This window comes from Rhodococcus pseudokoreensis (assembly GCF_017068395.1).
GTDB lineage: Bacteria > Actinomycetota > Actinomycetes > Mycobacteriales > Mycobacteriaceae > Rhodococcus_F > Rhodococcus_F pseudokoreensis.
Genome location: NZ_CP070619.1, coordinates 4,322,946 through 4,339,782 on the forward strand (window position 1 = coordinate 4,322,946; position 16,837 = coordinate 4,339,782).

At 65.5% G+C, this 16,837-nt stretch carries 14 protein-coding genes and 1 pseudogene; 6 read left to right on the forward strand and 9 right to left on the reverse strand.

The window, feature by feature from the left end:
- Positions 1 to 337: 337 nt before the first annotated feature.
- The 9 genes and pseudogenes from gyrB to dnaA all read right to left on the reverse strand — a co-directional run bounded on the left by gyrB (position 338) and on the right by dnaA (position 11,899).
- A complete protein-coding gene (gene gyrB / locus JWS13_RS25045) occupies positions 338 to 2,380 on the reverse strand; it encodes a DNA topoisomerase (ATP-hydrolyzing) subunit B (protein WP_124392350.1) in 2,043 nt (680 codons plus the stop codon).
- A gap of 197 nt (positions 2,381 to 2,577) precedes the next feature.
- On the reverse strand, positions 2,578 to 3,516 hold the full coding sequence (locus JWS13_RS25050; RefSeq protein ID WP_206008076.1) for an alpha/beta fold hydrolase: 939 nt from the start codon (positions 3,514 to 3,516) through the stop codon (positions 2,578 to 2,580).
- Between the two features lie 41 nt (positions 3,517 to 3,557).
- Positions 3,558 to 4,676, reverse strand: coding sequence for a PDR/VanB family oxidoreductase (locus JWS13_RS25055; protein ID WP_206008077.1), 1,119 nt, complete (start codon positions 4,674 to 4,676; stop codon positions 3,558 to 3,560).
- On the reverse strand, positions 4,673 to 5,581 hold the full coding sequence (locus JWS13_RS25060) for a metal-dependent hydrolase (RefSeq protein ID WP_206008078.1): 909 nt from the start codon (positions 5,579 to 5,581) through the stop codon (positions 4,673 to 4,675). Before JWS13_RS25060 ends, JWS13_RS25055 begins: the two co-directional genes overlap by 4 nt.
- 124 nt (positions 5,582 to 5,705) lie before the next feature.
- Positions 5,706 to 6,269, reverse strand: a complete 564-nt coding sequence (locus JWS13_RS25065) for a DUF721 family protein (RefSeq protein WP_124392354.1) — start codon at positions 6,267 to 6,269, stop codon at positions 5,706 to 5,708.
- A complete protein-coding gene (gene recF / locus JWS13_RS25070) occupies positions 6,259 to 7,491 on the reverse strand; it encodes a DNA replication/repair protein RecF (RefSeq protein WP_206008079.1) in 1,233 nt (410 codons plus the stop codon). Before recF ends, JWS13_RS25065 begins: the two co-directional genes overlap by 11 nt.
- Positions 7,492 to 8,454, reverse strand: a pseudogene (gene gnd / locus JWS13_RS25075) (phosphogluconate dehydrogenase (NAD(+)-dependent, decarboxylating)); the annotation flags it as partial.
- A 10-nt stretch (positions 8,455 to 8,464) separates the two neighbouring features.
- A complete protein-coding gene (gene dnaN / locus JWS13_RS25080; RefSeq protein ID WP_206008080.1) occupies positions 8,465 to 9,649 on the reverse strand; it encodes a DNA polymerase III subunit beta in 1,185 nt (394 codons plus the stop codon).
- A 660-nt stretch (positions 9,650 to 10,309) separates the two neighbouring features.
- Entirely contained in the window at positions 10,310 to 11,899 is a 1,590-nt protein-coding gene (gene dnaA, locus JWS13_RS25085) for a chromosomal replication initiator protein DnaA (RefSeq protein WP_206008081.1), read from the reverse strand.
- A gap of 739 nt (positions 11,900 to 12,638) precedes the next feature.
- Here dnaA and rpmH point away from each other — a divergent pair.
- From rpmH to JWS13_RS25115, 6 genes are all read left to right on the forward strand, one after another.
- Complete coding sequence (rpmH, locus tag JWS13_RS25090; protein ID WP_005263481.1) at positions 12,639 to 12,782, forward strand: 50S ribosomal protein L34; 144 nt, start codon at positions 12,639 to 12,641, stop codon at positions 12,780 to 12,782.
- Positions 12,783 to 12,809: 27 nt separating this feature from the next.
- On the forward strand, positions 12,810 to 13,187 hold the full coding sequence (gene rnpA / locus JWS13_RS25095; RefSeq protein ID WP_206008082.1) for a ribonuclease P protein component: 378 nt from the start codon (positions 12,810 to 12,812) through the stop codon (positions 13,185 to 13,187).
- Positions 13,184 to 13,549: a membrane protein insertion efficiency factor YidD gene (yidD, locus tag JWS13_RS25100; RefSeq protein ID WP_206008083.1), complete on the forward strand. Its 366-nt coding sequence runs from the start codon at positions 13,184 to 13,186 to the stop codon at positions 13,547 to 13,549. Before rnpA ends, yidD begins: the two co-directional genes overlap by 4 nt.
- Positions 13,550 to 13,553: 4 nt before the next feature.
- Positions 13,554 to 14,657 (forward strand): membrane protein insertase YidC, encoded by a 1,104-nt coding sequence (gene yidC, locus JWS13_RS25105; protein ID WP_206008084.1) that lies wholly within the window; start codon positions 13,554 to 13,556, stop codon positions 14,655 to 14,657.
- Between the two features lie 19 nt (positions 14,658 to 14,676).
- Positions 14,677 to 15,231 carry a Jag family protein gene (locus tag JWS13_RS25110; RefSeq protein ID WP_037234922.1) on the forward strand — a complete coding sequence of 185 codons (555 nt, stop codon included), beginning with the start codon at positions 14,677 to 14,679 and terminating at the stop codon, positions 15,229 to 15,231.
- Between the two features lie 987 nt (positions 15,232 to 16,218).
- Positions 16,219 to 16,623: a nuclear transport factor 2 family protein gene (locus JWS13_RS25115; RefSeq protein ID WP_241032595.1), complete on the forward strand. Its 405-nt coding sequence runs from the start codon at positions 16,219 to 16,221 to the stop codon at positions 16,621 to 16,623.
- Positions 16,624 to 16,837: the final 214 nt, after the last annotated feature.

The following is a 16,837-nucleotide window of genomic DNA, read 5'->3' on the forward strand; positions in this document are numbered from 1 at the left end:
ACGCGTCGACAGAGGAAAGTGATCGATCAGTTGCGCTGTGCGCAGCGCTGCCCGACGCACCGATTTCCGAATGTAACGAGTTCATCACATCCCCATGGGGAACGTTCTTACCACAGAAATTCCCCGATCCTTACTTCCAAGTAACATGCGCACCACTGATCCCAGACATTGCCGTCACGGGGTGGATCAGCCGACCAGGCTACACAGAATCGCCGTTCACAGTCGAGGACGGAATTCCGCGCCGCCCGCTCCCGCAACCCGCCCAGACAGATGCAGCCACCGGGGTCTTCCGACCACCGGTGGCTGCACCAGATCCGTATTCTCTTGTGCCGGATACCTAGACGTCGAGGAAGCGGACGTCCTTGGCGTTACGGGTGATGAAGCTTCGCCGGGCCTCGACGTCCTCACCCATGAGGACGCTGAACAACTCGTCGGCTGCGGCCGCGTCATCGAGCGTCACCAGACGCAGGACGCGCACCGCCGGATCCATCGTGGTCTCCCACAGTTCCTTGGCGTTCATCTCGCCGAGACCTTTGTAACGCTGGATGCCGTCGTCCTTGTTGATCTTCTTGCCCGACTCGAGGCCGGCCTTGACCAGGGCGTCGCGCTCGCGGTCGGAGTACGCGAACTCCGGGTCGGCGCGCTGCCACTTGAGCTTGTACAGCGGGGGCTGCGCCAGGTACACGTGGCCGTGCTCGACGAGCGGCCGCATGAAGCGGAACAGCAGCGTGAGCAGCAGCGTTGCGATGTGCTGGCCGTCGACGTCGGCGTCGGCCATCAGCACGATCTTGTGGTACCGCAGCTTCGCGATGTCGAACTCGTCGTGGATGCCGGTGCCGAACGCGGTGATGATCGACTGGACTTCGGTGTTCTTCAGTACCCGGTCGATGCGCGCCTTCTCGACGTTGATGATCTTGCCTCGCAGCGGCAGGATCGCCTGGTACATCGAGTCACGGCCGGACTTGGCCGAGCCGCCTGCGGAGTCGCCCTCCACGATGTAGATCTCGGACTTGCTCGGATCGTTGGACCGGCAGTCGGCGAGCTTGCCCGGCAGGCCGCCGAGGTCGGTCGCGCTCTTGCGGCGGACCAGCTCGCGGGCCTTGCGGGCGGCGACGCGGGCCTGCGCCGACGACACCGCCTTGTTCACGATGGTCTTCGCGTCGGCCGGGTTCGCCTCGAACCAGTGCGACAGGTGCTCGTTGCTCGCCTTCTGCACGAACGACCGGACCTCGGTGTTGCCGAGCTTCGTCTTCGTCTGACCCTCGAACTGCGGTTCACCTACCTTGACGGAGATGATCGCGGCGAGGCCCTCACGGATGTCGTCACCGGTGAGTTTCGGGTCCTTCTCCTTGAGGAGCTTCTTGTCGAGCGCGTACTTGTTGACCGTCGCCGTCAGAGCCGACCGGAACCCCTCTTCGTGGGTGCCGCCCTCGTGGGTGTTGATGGTGTTCGCGAACGTGTGGACCGACTCCGAGTAGCCGGAGTTCCACTGCATCGCGATCTCGAGTTCGTGGCCGGTGCCCTTCGCGGTGAACCCGACGACGGAGTTGTGGATCGGCTGCTTCGTGCGGTTGATGTGCCGCACGTAGTCCTCGAGTCCGCCCGGGTAGTGGTAGACGCGGGTCTTGACCTTGTGCACGGCGGGCGCGCCGGCTTCGGCGGACTCGTCCTCGGCGGTCTTGGGTGCGTCCGCAACCTGGCTGACGACCTCTTCGGTGACCTCGGCGTCGCTGACGCGTTCGTCGGTGAGGGTGATCGTCAGGCCCTTGTTGAGGAACGCCATCTCCTGGAGGCGGCGCGCGACCGTCTCGAAGCTGTAGACCGTGGTCTCGAAGATGTTCGGGTCGGCCCAGAACGTGACCGTGGTGCCCGTCTCCTTGGTGGCCTCGCCCTTGACGAGTTCGCCCGGCTTGGAGTCGGTGTACGTCTGGTTCCAGCGGAAGCCGTCGCGCTTGATGTCGACGTCGAGGCGGGTGGACAGCGCGTTGACGACGGAGATACCGACACCGTGCAGACCGCCGGACACGGCGTAGGAGTCGGAGTCGAACTTGCCGCCGGCGTGCAGCTGGGTGAGGACGACCTCGACGGTGGGGACACCGGAGGCGTGCATCCCGACGGGGATGCCTCGGCCGTCGTCGACGACCTGGACGCCACCGTCTTCGAGAAGGGTGATCTCGACCTTGCTGGCATAGCCGGCCATGGCCTCGTCGACGGAGTTGTCGACGACTTCCCAGATCAGGTGGTGGAGACCGCGTTCACCGGTGGAACCGATGTACATACCCGGTCGCTTACGGACGGCTTCGAGTCCCTCGAGGACGGTGATGGAAGAAGCGCCGTAGTCCTTGCTGGAGGTGCTTTTGTCTGACTTCTGGGCAGCCACGGGTGGGTAGCTCTCCTTCTCCGTCCAATGCCCGACGCAGGCGCCCACCGCCCTGGTCGGGCACGCGGGAGACGAGAATCGGGAATCTTGCCGCTAGTTACCTCGGCCATCTTACTGGTACGTCTGGCCCAGGAGCGGGCTATGACACCCCTGAGCGCCCCGTAGGCGAATTTTCAGGGCGCTTCGGGAGTGAAAACCTAGGCCGACGCGCTCTCGGACGGACCGTCCGGGGCATTTCCCCACTGCCGGTCCTCGACGTCCAGCACGAACTCCGCGGCGAGTTGCGCGATGTCCTCGGCGTGGGAGATCGGCGACCAGTGACCGGCGTCGACCCCTCGACGGCGCAGGTCGGGTGCCCACTTCTCGGTGTCCTCGTACCCGACGGGCCGCACCGCCTTGTCGTTCTCGTTCAGGATCAGCTGGACGGGAACGTCGGTGTACCGCTCCCGTGGCTTGAACAGGCTGGTCCGGATGTTCGCCCGGTACAGCTTGAGACCGTTGACCATGTCGTCCGCCAGCGTCGGCGCCGGACGGACCAGAGCGGGGTCGAGGCGGTCGAAGAACTTCAGGAACGCCGGCCAGTGCCGGGAGAACCACAGCCGCAGCGGCAGCGTCGCCAGGCCCGGAATCTGGAACAGGACGGTGTAGCCGGACGCGACGGCCTGCGCGAGCGGCCCACCGAAGCTGCGGTCCGAGATGCGGCGGCGCATCCACTTGCCGAGGTGGTCGAGGTTCGGCCCGGAGACGGACGTGAACGACGCGATCCGTGTGCGGGCGCCCGGTTCGCAGACCGCCTCCCACGCCTCCACCGACCCCCAATCGTGCGCGAGCACGTGCACCGGCCTGCCCGGGCTCACGGCGTCGATCACCGCGAACAGGTCGCTCGCCAGGGCGGGCAGCCGGTAGTCCTCGACCCGGGTGGGCACGGTGCTCTCACCGGCTCCGCGGCTGTCGTAACTGACCACCCGGAACCGTTCCGTCAGGAACGGCACCACCCGGCTCCACAGTTCGTGGGTGTCGGGCCAGCCGTGGACGAGCACCATCGTCTCGCCGGCGGGATTGCCGTCCTCGAACACGGCGAGGTCGACGGAACCGTTGGTGATCCGCCGTGCGGTACCGGACGTGGATGAAGTCATGGGTGTCCTCTGGTCGTCGTTCGGGTGCGGGAATCTGCGGTTTACAGGTCGAGGACGAGACGGCCGCTGTCGGCGCGGGACACGCAGATCAGCATCTCGTTCTCCTGCTCGGCGTCGGTGAGCCGGGTCTCGCGGTGGTCCGGGGTGCCGGACAGCACCTTGACCCGGCACGTCCCGCAGAATCCCTGCTGGCACGAATACCCGACTCCGGGCATCGTCTTCTTGATCACCGTGAGCGCGGATTCGTCGGCGGGCACGGTGAGCACCTCACCGGTACTGACGAGCTGCACCTCGAATTCGGTCCCGTCGAGCACCGGCGGCGCACCGAATCGCTCGAAATGCAAGGCGGTGGCCGGGCTTCCGGGAAACGCGCGGCGCACCGACTCGAGCATCGGCGTCGGCCCGCAGCAGTACACGGCGCCGCCGGCCGCGGCACGCTCCAGCAACTCCTCGGCGGTGGGAAGTCCGAACTCGTCGTCGGGACGGATGAAAACCCGTGACCGGTCGAATGTTTCGATCTCGTCGAGAAACGGCATCGACTCCCGCGACCGGCCCGAATACACGAACTGCCAGTCCATCCCGAGATCGCGCGCGGCGCGCACCATCGCCAGGATCGGCGTGATGCCGATACCACCGGCGACGAAGAGGGCACTCCCCTCGCCCACGAACGGAAATCCGTTGCGCGGACCGCGAACCGTCACCGACGCCCCCGGCTCGAGGGCGTGCATCTCGAGGGATCCGCCGCCGCCGTCGTGGATCCGGCGGACGGCGATGCTGTAGCCCGTGCGATCGGACGGGTCGCCGCACAGCGAGTACTGGCGTCGCAGCCCGGACGGCAGGTGGAAGTCGAGGTGCGAACCCGGCTGCCACGCAGGAAGTTCCGCGCCGTCCTCGGCCTCGAACCGCAACTGCACCACGTTGTCGTCCAACGCGACGACGTCCCGCTGGGAGACAACCATTTTCATCGCCACGTCGGGGTTGTGCCCGGCGACGCCGGGGTCGTACTCGTACGCGGTGAGAACGCGGAGATACTTGGCAGCCACCGCCTCGGTGAGGCGCATGGCGCGGTCGGGACGCGGGCGTCCCTTGATGTCCGGCGGCGCGTCGTAGCGGGGCAGCCCCTGCCCGGTGAGCACCTCCCGAACCTGGGACAGCCTCATCGCTCGGCCGCCTGTGCCGCCGGCGAGGACGCCAGGTATTTCACGGCCTGCGCCGTCGAACCCTCGTTGCTCGGGTGGTACGCACGCGTGAAATACGTCGACATCCGCTTGCCGAGCTCCCGGGCCGTCGGGAGGGTGCCGCGCTTGCCCGCCGCGAAGAAATCGGTCAGGTGCGGCTTGCGGCGGTGCGCCGACCACTGCGCGAGCTCCGGATCGTTCCGCATGAGGAATCGGGTTCCGCGCACCCACAGCCACACGATGACCGGGGTCACGATCAGCTGGGTGCGGATCCGCCGCGACTCCCGCTTGTCGAAGTACCGCATGACGTCGTACGCCACCGACCGGTGCTCGACCTCCTCGGCGCCGTGCCAGCGCAGCAGGTCGAGCATCGTCGGATGCAGCCCCGCGCGGTCGAGGCCCTCGGCGTTGAGCACCCAGTCGCCGAGGAACGCGGTGATGTGCTCGATGGCGGCGATGACCGCCAGTCGCTCGATCAGGTAGTTCTTCTCACGCAGACCGGTCAGCGGTCGCGGTCCGAGGATCTTGGAGAACGTCCATTCCATCTGCTCGGTGAAGGGTGTCGGATCGAGACCCTTCTCCTTGAGGTGCACCAGCACGCCGGTGTGCGCGTTGGCATGCATCGCCTCCTGGCCGATGAACCCGACGACGTCGTCGCGGAGCTGCTCGTCCTCGATCAGCGGCAGTGCCTCCTTGAACGTCTCGACGAACCACTCCTCGCCCGCGGGCAGGAGAAGGTGCAGGACGTTGAGGACGTGCGTGGTGAACGGATCGCCCGGGATCCAGTGCATCGGGAGGTTCGACCAGTCGAACTCCACATTCCTGGCCTGCAGGAGGATGTGGTCCGGTTCGGGGATCGCGTTCCGGGGTGCAGTCGGGGCGGACATCTCACTACTCCTTCGTGCGGCGGCTGCGCCACGACGAAGGCTTGTGGCACAGTTCACTCGATGACTTGGAGTAACTGTAACACCGGGTAATAGACAAAACTAGGGACCGAACGCCCGCTCCGGCCTATCCGTAGGTGTCGCGGGGGCCGCGCCCCCGGATGTGCCGTTCCCCTTTTCGCCAGCTCGGCGCGGTCGGACCGGTAATGCGCAGCGACTTCACGACGCCGTCACCGACGGCCGCGGCGATCTTCGCGAGAATCTGCGACTGCATCATCCGGAGCTGGGTCGCCCAGGCCGTCGACTCCGCGGAGACACTCAGAATCCCGTCCCGCAGCCCGGTCGGCTCGGCGTGCGCGGCGATGTCCTCGCCGACCACCTGCACCCACCGCCCGAGGACGGTCCCCTCGGACACCTTGGGCGACCAGCCGCGTTGTTTCGCGAGCGCGCTGGTGAGCGCACCGAACGGCTGAGGATCGCGGTCGTCGGGCCCCGGGCCGGACCACCCACGTCGGCGTCGGGCGCGCAGGGCCCGCACACCGGTCCCGGACCGGCGGCCCTGCCCGACGGATTTTCCACTCGCCTTCGCCGCGGCCCGCGCCTCCTCGAGGGCACGCCGGGCGAGGTCGATTCCCTTCACCTCCGGTTCGGGGGCCGCCGCGGGCGCGGTGGGTTCGGCATCATCCGTCACGGCGGTCCTCCGTCTCTTCCAGGATGTGTGAAATTCGTCCTCGATCGGTGTCGCGGGCCTCCACGCCGAATTGGACGGCGTCGAGTTCTTCCGGTACATCTTCCGCCACCGCGGCCGTGATCAGCACCTGTTCGGCGTCCAACGCCACCTTGGCGAGGGCACTGCGACGCTTGCGGTCGAGTTCGGCGAACACGTCGTCGAGCATGAGGACCGGATCGCTGCCGTCCGAGCGCAGCAGGGCGAATCCCGCGAGCCGCAGCGACAGCGCGAACGACCACGACTCGCCGTGACTCGCGAATCCCTTGGCCGGGGTGTCGCCGAGTTGTAGTTCGAGATCGTCACGATGCGGTCCGACGAGGCACACACCCCGCTCGATCTCCTTCGAGCGCATCACGGACAGCTCCTGGAGGAACCGCTCCTCGAGGAACGCGATGTCGCCGGACTCGGGCGCTCGCGCGGGCTCGGTGAACTCCGGCGGCAGCGACGACCCCAGACTGGATCGGTAGCGGATGCTCGCGGGCCTCGACTCGGGCGCCAGCGACTGGTACGACTCGGCCAGGTGCGGCGCCAGATCGTGGACGAGATGCAACCGCCCGGCGAGCAGCTCGGCGCCGTGCGCGGCGAGGTGTCCGTCCCAGACCTCCAGTGTGGCAAGAGCACTCGCACTGTCCTCGCTCGGCTGACCGCTGCCCCGCGAAGACCGTCGCAACGCTCCGCCCGCGGTCTTGAGCAAGGCCGACCGCTGCCGCAGCACCCGGTCGTAATCGGCACGCACCGCCGCCATCCGGGGGATCCGGGAAGTGAGGAGTTCGTCGAGGTAGCGGCGTCGATCCCCCGGATCCCCGCGGACCAGCGACAGATCCTCCGGCGCGAACAGCACCGTCTGCAGAATCCCGAGAATCTCCCGCGGCCGCCGGGTGGGCGACTGGTTGATCCGGGCCCGGTTGGACTTGCCGTCGTTCAACTCGAGATCGACGGTCAGTTCCCGGCCGGTGTTGACGACGGTGGCCCCCGCGAACGCCTGAGCCGTCCCCGTCCGGATCAGCGGGGCGTCCGAGCTGACCCGGTGCGACGAGAGCGTCGACAGGTAACCGAGCGCCTCGAGCACATTCGTCTTGCCGTGCCCGTTGGGTCCGACGAAGACGGTGCAGCCCGGACGCAGGTTCAGACCGAGGGCGTCCCAGGAACGGAAGTCTCTGAGCGAGAGTGCGCGAACGAACACCTACGTTCCAGAACCGGCTTCTGCCTCGCCTGCCGCCTTCTTCACGGCGTGACCACCGAACTGGTTGCGCAGCGCCGAGACGGCCTTCATCGCGGGGGAATCGTCCTGACGGGACGCGAACCGCGCGAACAGTGCGGCCGAGATCACCGGCGCTGGCACGGCGTGGTCGATCGCCTCCAGCACGGTCCAGCGGCCCTCACCGGAATCGTCTGTGTAACCGGAGATCTCGGCGAAATCGGGATCCTCACCCAGCGCCTTGACGAGCAGTTCCAGCAGCCACGACCGGACGACGGTGCCGTTGGTCCACGCGCGCAGGACACCGTGGACGTCGGTGACGAGGTCTTCGGCCTCGAGCAGTTCGTAGCCCTCCGCGTACGCCTGCATCAGTCCGTACTCGATGCCGTTGTGGATCATCTTCGCGTAGTGGCCTGCGCCGACCGGGCCTGCATGGACGAAGCCGTCCGCACGCTCGCCCTCGGGGCGCAGTGCGTCGAAGATCGGCAGCGCCCGCTCGACGTCCGCGGCCGACCCGCCGACCATCAACCCGTAGCCGTTCTCGAGCCCCCAGACCCCACCGGACACACCGCAGTCGAGGTAGCCGATGCCGTGGGAACCGAGCAGCTCACCGTGAATCTTGTCGTCGGTGTATCTCGAGTTGCCGCCGTCGATCACCAGGTCGCCGCTCTCGAGCACCGACGCCAGCCCGGTCACCGTGTCCTGGGTGATCTTCCCCGCCGGAACCATCACCCACACGACGCGCGGAGACTCGAGTCGCTGCGCGAGTTCCGCCAGCGACGCCACATCCGTGACCTCGGGGCGGGGGTCGTAGCCGACCACCTCGTGCCCGTGCGCGCGCAACCGCTCGCGCATGTTGAATCCCATTTTTCCGAGCCCGACCAACCCGATCTGCATCGTGATCTCCGTCCACTCGTGAGATATCTTGCGGCAGTACTGGTTTCGCTTCCGCGAACCGTCAGCCCGGCAGACGCACCGGCATCAGCAGGTACGTGTACGCGCTCTCCGGTGCCGCGAAGTTGCCGGAATCGTCGGGCTCGATCTCTTCTTCGGTGGCCGGACGCAGCACCGCGGGGCGGCTGGGGGTCGTGAAGCCGAACAGCACCTGCTCGCTGTGCAGCGAGGACAGCCCGTCGATCAGGTAACCGGGGTTGAAGGCGATGGTGAGCGGCTCGCCCTGGAACATCGCGTTCAAGCCTTCCTCGGCGCGACCGGCATCGTCGCCGCCGGCGGAGAGCAGCAGCCCCTCGGTGGAGAACTGCAGGCGGACCTGTGCACCGCGCTCGGCGACGAGGGCGACACGCTTGATGGCCTCGACGAGCGGAGCGATCTCCACGGTGGCCAGCGCGGTGTGCTCGGACGGCAGCAGCTGCCGGAACTTCGGGAACTCGGCGTCCAGCAGTCGGGTGGTGGTGCGACGGCCGTCGTTGACGATGCCGAGAAGGCCGTCGTTTCCGACCGCGGAACCCGAACCGAGAGCCAGCTCGACCGGCGAAGTGGCATCTCCCGCAAGCGTTTTCGCCGATTCGGAGAGCGTCTTCGCCGGGATGAGCACGGCCGCGGTGGTGTCCGGGTTCGCCGGCGACCACTCGAGTTCGCGAACCGCGAGACGGAACCGGTCGGTGGCCGCGAGCACGATCGCGTTGCGTTCGATCTCGACCCGGATGCCGGTGAGCATCGGCAGGGTGTCGTCCTTGCCCGCCGCGACAGCCACCTGACTGATCGCCTCGGAGAACAGGTCCGCGGGAATCGAGCCGGTCTGCTGCGGCAATTGCGGAAGCTGGGGATAGTCCTCGACCGGCATGGTGGGCAGGGAGAACTTGGCGCTTCCGCAGGTGATCAGCACGCGGGTGCCCTCGAGTGTCACGTCGACGGGCTTGTTGGGGAGCGACTTCGTGATGTCGGCGAGAAGCTTGCCCGAGACCAGGACCTGACCGACGCTACCGACCTCGGCCCCCACCCTGACCTGGGCCGACACCTCGTAGTCGAATCCGGAAACCGTCAACCCTTGCTCGGTCGCGTCCAGGAGAACTCCGCCGAGGACGGGGACAGGAGGCCGCGACGGCAGACTGCGAGCGACCCATGCCACTGAATCAGCGAATTCTTCCCGGGAGACACGAAACTTCAGGCTTCCAAGCTCCATCGCCGGGTTGTTCCTCTCGGTAGGCACGGTTGTTCGCCACGGTCGGGCCGTGACCACAGCACTGCAGTCTTTCACAGAGCGGCGATGCATAACCGTATGCCCTCGAGGACGAACTTGAAAGCGGAACGCTTCCGTCCTCGAGTCTCAGGCGGAGGCCTGTGAACGGACGCGATCCCCAACCCTGTTTTCAAAGAGTTTTCTATAAGAATTAATGAGAAGTACTATTAGGTCCTGTGGAATCTGTGGACGAACAGCTGTAGACGCTGGTCCCTCCGCCTACCCGTATGGGGAATTCTCGAGGACAAACTCGAGGACCGATTTGCCACCCGTGTGGACTACTCGAGGTTGTTCAAAGTTCTGCACGTTCTGTCCACAGAGATTCCACCTCATCCCCACACTTATCCACAGGTGTGCATGCTTTATCCCAGGTCCAGGCGTCGGCGTGTTGCCCCGGTGTGTCGCGCCGGCGGGGGTTCGTGCGGGCCTCGAGTAGACCCTCGAGCGGTACCTCGAGGACCCGCTCGAGCCCACCCTCGAGGACCGGCTCGAGGAGCCCCTCGAGTTGCTCGCGGCGGCGGAGTCGGGCCACAACCCCCGTGAAACGACCTGTGCCCCCGGTAGCCGAGCTACCAGGGGCACAGGAGAGACGGGGGCGGGCGACTACCTCTTGGAACGCTGCTTGATCCGGGCGGTGAGCTCCTGGACCTGGTCGTAGACCTTCCGCCGCTCCGTCATCTCCTTGCGAATCTTCTTGTCCGCGTACATGACGGTGGTGTGGTCGCGGCCGAACGTCTGCCCGATCTTGGGCAGCGACAGATCGGTCAGCTCACGGCACAGGTACATGGAGATCTGGCGGGCCGAAGCCAGCGGACGCGCCTTGCCGGGCCCGCACAGGTCGTCGATCGACATGTTGAAGTACTCCGCGGTGACCGCCATGATCGTCGCCGCATTGATCTCGAGACTCGACGAGTCCGGCATCAGGTCACGCAGCACCACCTCGGCGAGCGTGAGATCCAGGGGTTGCCTGTTCAGGGACGCGAACGCCGTCACACGGATGAGGGCACCCTCGAGTTCCCGGATGTTGCGTTCGATCCGGGAGGCGATCAACTCGAGGACGTCGTCGGGCACCTCGAGCCGGTCCATTCGGGCCTTCTTGCTGAGGATGGCGATGCGGGTCTCGAGTTCAGGGGGCTGAACGTCGGTGATCAGGCCCCATTCGAACCGGGTACGCAGGCGTTCCTCGAGTGTCGCCAGCTGCTTCGGCGGCCGGTCGGAGGAGACGACGATCTGCTTGTTCGCGTTGTGCAGGGTGTTGAAGGTGTGGAAGAACTCCTCCTGGATACCTTCCTTGCCCTCGATGAACTGGATGTCGTCCACCAGCAGCACGTCGGTCTCGCGGTAGCGACGCTTGAACGCCACCTTGCGGTCGTCACGGAGGCTGTTGATGAAGTCGTTGGTGAATTCCTCGGTGGAGACGTACTTCACGCGCATCCCCGGGAACAGCCGCTGGGCGTAGTGGCCGGCGGCGTGCAACAGGTGCGTCTTGCCGAGGCCGGACGCACCCCAGATGAACAACGGGTTGTACGCGCGCGCCGGGGCCTCGGCGATGGCGACCGCCGCGGCGTGGGCGAACCGGTTGGACGAGCCGATCACGAACGTGTCGAACGTGTACTTCGCGTTGAGGCTGTTTCCGCCCGTCGCCGCAGGTGCGGGGCCCGCGGGCGGCTTCGTGAAGTACGACGGCCAGGATTCGTGGACGCTGGCGAGGGCCTCGCTGTCGTCGTCCACCTCCTCGAAGTCAGTGGTGTCCGAGTAGGGCTGGTCTTCGCCGGAGCCGAAGCGGCGCCTGCGGAACGTGCCGGAACTGGTGACGGAAGGTTCGAGGTGGCGAGGGGTGTGGACCACAGGTTCCGGGTCGGGCCTGCGCTCCCGGCTCGGGGCCTCGGATTCGGGTTCGTCGTCGACCGGGGCGGCGATGCGCACACCGAGACCCTCGACCTGCTCACCGAGATGGCGGCCCAGCGCGTGGAGGATCGGCTCACGCAGATCCCGTTCGATCGCTTCCTGCGCGAAGGGTGACGGAACGGACAGGAGCGCGAAGCCCTGTGCGAGCGTCAGCGGTTTGACGAGCGCCAACCACGCCTTCTGTCCCCTCGTCAACGGCGGCAGATCGCCGCCGGGCGAATCGGATGTGAGGTCGGCGACGACGTCGATCCAGATCCGTGCGAGCGCATTCGGATCGTCGTTCACGTGGTTCCTCCCCAGTGTGTTCGCGGACTCGGCGCGTGCGGTGCCGAGTCCAGTGTCGGTGCCGTCGTCGAGGCGGAAATGGGAGCTTCCCCGACCTGAGGATGGACCCCGTACGGACCTACGAATATGCCATCTGAACTGTGTTTCCACACAATTATCCACAGATGTGGACAAACCGCAGACGCCGTTTGTTTGGGCGTTGTGGCACGGCGAGGAGTCCAGATTGAGCGCGCTGACCTGCGCTTATGCATACGAAACCTGGATGGGCGGGTTCGGGGACCCGAGAAGTGAAGGGCGTCAGGAACCCTCGTGATGATCCGAAGCGGGACACCATCTGTGCCCTGTGGATGAATTGTGGTGAATGTGCAGATGAGAACGGTGAAGTCGAGAGCTGGGCACTCGATCAGGGTTCATCGGCGAGACCATGCTATAGACGCTAGCAACAGTGTCGGCAAGCTCACAGCGGTTTGGCACATTGGAAGTTGGGGTGCAAGCATTTGTCGATCCTCGGCGTGTCGGTCAGCCGATTCGCGGGGGAATCGCAGGTGAGCGAGTTTGACCTGACCGGGAGTGGTAAGTACTCTCGAACAGTCACCCTGTGGTGAGGTGGCGGTTTCGTGCTGGCTCGAGTCCAGTTTCGAAGTCGTTTCATCCCCACCTGTGGATGAACACCTGAGTTTTCGCCAATGTTAGATCCATGACGCCGGGAGGCGTCGATGAACTTCGAGGAGTGTTGACCGTGGCCAAGGGCAAGCGGACGTTCCAGCCGAACAACCGACGCCGCGCGCGCGTTCACGGCTTCCGTCTTCGTATGCGGACCCGTGCGGGTCGTGCAATCGTTTCGGCGCGTCGCCGTAAGGGCCGCGAATCCCTCACCGCCTGATCCCGACACTGGGTTCGGGAGCTCGGGGTGTTGCCTGAGCCGCACCGATTGCGTCGTCATTCAGATTTTTCGTTGACTGTGCGACGTGGTCGTCGGATGGGGAGACGCGACCTGGTTGTGCACGCTTTCGACCGTGCGCAGACAGATGAGCTGGTGAGTAGCGGCGGTCCGCGATTCGGACTGGTTGTGAGTAAGGCTGTCGGGCCGGCGGTGATTCGACATCGAGTCGCACGCCGGCTTCGTCATATCTGCATCGACCTCGTGGACGTGGTTCCACGGGGAACCGATGTGGTGATTCGCGCTCTTCCGGGAGCTGCGACTGCAAGTAGCCGGGACCTGGAGAAGCAACTCCGTGCAGGTCTCCTTCGATTGGACCTTCTTGCGCCCGTGAGTAACTCCACATGAAAAGCGCACTCCACGAGTCGCGCGCCGACACGGCCGAGGGCACGTCCTCGGCCTCTTCGGCGTGGAAGTCGGTCCGTGCGTTCCCGGCGCGCACTCTCATTTTCTTCATTGAGCTCTACCGGACGTATGTGTCGCCCCTGCGGTTGCCGACCTGCCGGTTCATGCCGACCTGTAGCGAGTACGCGGTGGAATCCCTGCGTACCCACGGGGCGATCAAAGGCCTTCTTTTGACGGTGGTTCGGTTGGCGAAGTGTGCCCCCTGGCACCCTGGAGGGTGGGACCCGGTCCCTGCCCGTCACGACCGTCATGCGGGTAGCCGTCGTTGCTGTCCGGCGAACGTGGACGAACAGAGGAGTACATAGAGCCGTGCTCGACTTCATTTACTATCCGGTGTCCGGGATCCTGTGGGTCTGGCACAAGGTTTTCGGTGCCATTCCCTTCCTGGGTCCGGACAGCGGCATCACGTGGGCGCTCTCCGTGGTGTTCCTCGTGTTCACGCTGCGTGCCGTGCTGTACAAGCCGTTCGTCAAGCAGGTCCGCACGACGCGCCAGATGCAGGAACTTCAGCCGCAGATCAAGGCTCTGCAGAAGAAGTACTCGGGTGACCGCCAGCGTCAGGCCACCGAGATGCAGAAGCTCCAGAAGGAGCACGGGTTCAACCCGATCATGGGCTGCCTCCCGGTTCTCGCGCAGGCGCCGGTCTTCATCGGCCTGTTTCACGTGCTTCGCTCGTTCAACCGCACCGGCACCGGTATCGGTCAGCTCGGCATGTCGGTCGAGGCCAACGCCAACACCCCGAACTACTTCTTCAGCGTCGAGGACGTGCAGTCCTTCCTGAGTGCCCGCCTGTTCGGTGCCCCCATCTCGGCCTGGATCACCATGCCGAAGGCGCAGCTCGACGCGTTCGCCGCATACGGTCCCATTCCCACCGTGTTGAACATCGCGGTTGTCGCGGTCCCGCTGATGGTCATCGCCAGCATCGCAACGCACTTCAACTCGCGTGCCTCCGTCGGGCGTCAGAGCCCCGAGGCTGCCGCGAACCCGCAGTCGGCGATCATGAACAAGCTCGCACTGTGGGTCTTCCCGCTCGGTGTTCTCGTCGGTGGTCCGTTCCTCCCCATCGCGATCCTCCTGTACTGGGTGAGTAACAACATCTGGACCTACGGGCAGCAGCACATCGTCTTCCGCCGCATCGACGCTGAAGAGGAAGAGAAGAAGCAGGCTGCCATCGCACGGCGCGCGGACAACGCTCCGAAGCCCGGCGCACGGCCCGATCTCACCAAGAAAAAGAAGAAGTCCGCGACCGCAACGGACGGTTCTCCCTCCGACAGCGAATCGGAGATCGTCGAGGGCGTCATCGAAGGCGACGTCTCCGATCAGCCGAATGGTGACGGTTCGGCGTCGAAGCCGAAGCCCGGTGCCCGCCCCCAGTCCAACCGCGGAAAGTCCCCCAAGCGCAAGCGGCGCTGATTCAGAAAAGAGAACGAGCATGGCTAGTGAGCCTGACATCGCAGTGGACGGAGATGAGACAGACGTGACTGCACCGACGCAGAACCCGGACACCGAGGTGGATTCCGATTCTGACGACTACCTGATCGAGGAAGGGGAAATCGCCGGCGACTACCTGGAGCAGCTGCTCGACGTACTCGACTTCGACGGCGACATCGACCTGGATGTCGAGGGCGACCGCGCTGTTGTCAGCATCGACGGTGGAGACGATCTCACCAAGTTGGTCGGGCGCAAGGGTGAGGTGCTGGACGCACTTCAGGAGCTGACTCGCCTCGCCGTGCAGCAGGCGACGGGCGAACGCAGTCGACTGATGCTGGACATCGCCGGATGGCGTGCCGGCCGTCGCGCCGAACTGACCGAGCTGGGTTCCTCGGCAGCACGTCGCGTACTCGAGAGCGGTGAACGCGAGGAGCTCGCTCCGATGACACCGTTCGAGCGCAAGATCGTTCACGACGCAGTCGCGAAGGTCGACGGCGTATCGAGTGAGAGCGAAGGCGCCGAGCCGTCGCGTCGCGTGGTCGTCATCAAGGACTGATCCACACACGCACCACCAAGGCGGGGCTCCCGGATTCACCTCCGGGAGTCCCGCCTTTTTCTACGCGTAGTCGCGGGAGTCGATGTGCCGGTTAGTCACTTTGGGTTCGTTTCGTTTCACGTGAAACACAGACCCCTCCCCTCCCCCACCGAGAGATCCGTGCCCGGCTCCGTCGCGCAGCAGATGTAGACGCGGCGGCACGTGATCTCGAGTTCGACCTCCCGCGCGCCGATCCCGACTCAAGTAGGTCGGGAGGGGCGACGGGATGTCGTCGGTGGAAGGTCGGGCCGAGACTGGGCACCGGCGGACCGGGTCGAGATCGACTGGCACGTGATGCTCGCACTGCCGCCGGTGCCGCCGATGCGGGACGACGCTGCTTGCCCGCAGCCACTACGCCCGTCTCGAGTCTCACGACGATTAGGTGCACCCGTCGGTGATCGACCGGCGGATTCGTAGTCACCGTCGTGGCTGGGGTGCGGGTCGGCTGCACCGGCACCCTCGTCGCGGCAGAGGAGGTCGCCCGCCTCGTCCACCACGTCGTCGTTATTTCCCTCGAAGGCGATAGCTACCGCCTCAAAAGTTGGAACTCTGGCCGTGTGGTGGACTCGGCAGACATGCCACCGCGGAGGCGGCGGTCGCGAACGGCATCCCGCCGACGATCATCCCGACAGGAGACGGAATCGGATCGCGGCCTCGACCGCCAGATGGGTCTTCGGGCGCGGGGCAGTCAGTGAAGCAGCGCATTGTCTTTCGCGGGTCCCGAGACCGCGCGGCCCTGGCAAGTGCTCGAGTCCCGCTCGAGTCCGCGGGCGTCGCCAAAGTTTGAACTCCTCGAAATGCAATGCGGGCCGGAAGTCGCGCCGGTGGACAGGCTCTGCGCCGGGTGCCTACCCGACGGGTGCACCGAGCCGGCGATGAGTTTCGAGACGTTCCGAAGTCCACATCTTCCAAGGGGCCGAACCGGGGCCCGTCAAGTGGATGGAGTGACTGATGGGCGAGGACGAACAACAGATCCGGAATCTGATCGACCGCTGGGCCGAGGCCGTGCACGGTGGCGACATGGCTGGGGTCCTCGCGGACCACTCCGACGACATCGTGATGTTCGACGTGCCACCACCCTACGAAGGTGCTCGCGGGATCGATGAGTATCGCGAGACATGGCCACCATTCTTCGAATGGCAGTCGAGTGGTGCCAGGTTCGAGTTGGTGTCATTGGACGTAACCGCGGGCGAGGATGTTGCCTTCGCCCACGCGCTCCTCCGGTGCGGAACGGAAGCGGAGCTCGCCGACGATCCGGAGAACCGTCTTCGGCTTACTGTCGGGTTGCGGAAGGAAGACGGACGTTGGCTCGTCGCTCACGAGCATCATTCCTTCCCCGACACCAGTGTCTGACGGGCGGTCGAAATGGGTCGGCGATGGTCATATTTTTGGGATATTTCGGGCGAACTTAGGTTGTAGTTTCACCCACCCAACCACACCCGGGAGTTTCGTCACTGTGATGATTACGAAACTGGGAATCATCGGTGCGACAGGGTGAGTCCGATGGAAGTGCGGGCGGCAGTCGGAAACAGGCATTCGCACGAAGTCTGTTCAACGTGAAACACCG

Coding starts and splice junctions, on each gene's coding strand:
- JWS13_RS25050 (WP_206008076.1), bottom strand. CDS start 3,516: ATGACTTCATCCACGTCCGGTACCGCACGGCGGATCACCAACGGTTCC.
- JWS13_RS25055 (WP_206008077.1), bottom strand. CDS start 4,676: ATGAGGCTGTCCCAGGTTCGGGAGGTGCTCACCGGGCAGGGGCTGCCC.
- JWS13_RS25060 (WP_206008078.1), bottom strand. CDS start 5,581: ATGTCCGCCCCGACTGCACCCCGGAACGCGATCCCCGAACCGGACCAC.
- dnaN (WP_206008080.1), bottom strand. CDS start 9,649: ATGGAGCTTGGAAGCCTGAAGTTTCGTGTCTCCCGGGAAGAATTCGCT.
- yidD (WP_206008083.1), top strand. CDS start 13,184: ATGAAAAGCGCACTCCACGAGTCGCGCGCCGACACGGCCGAGGGCACG.
- JWS13_RS25110 (WP_037234922.1), top strand. CDS start 14,677: ATGGCTAGTGAGCCTGACATCGCAGTGGACGGAGATGAGACAGACGTG.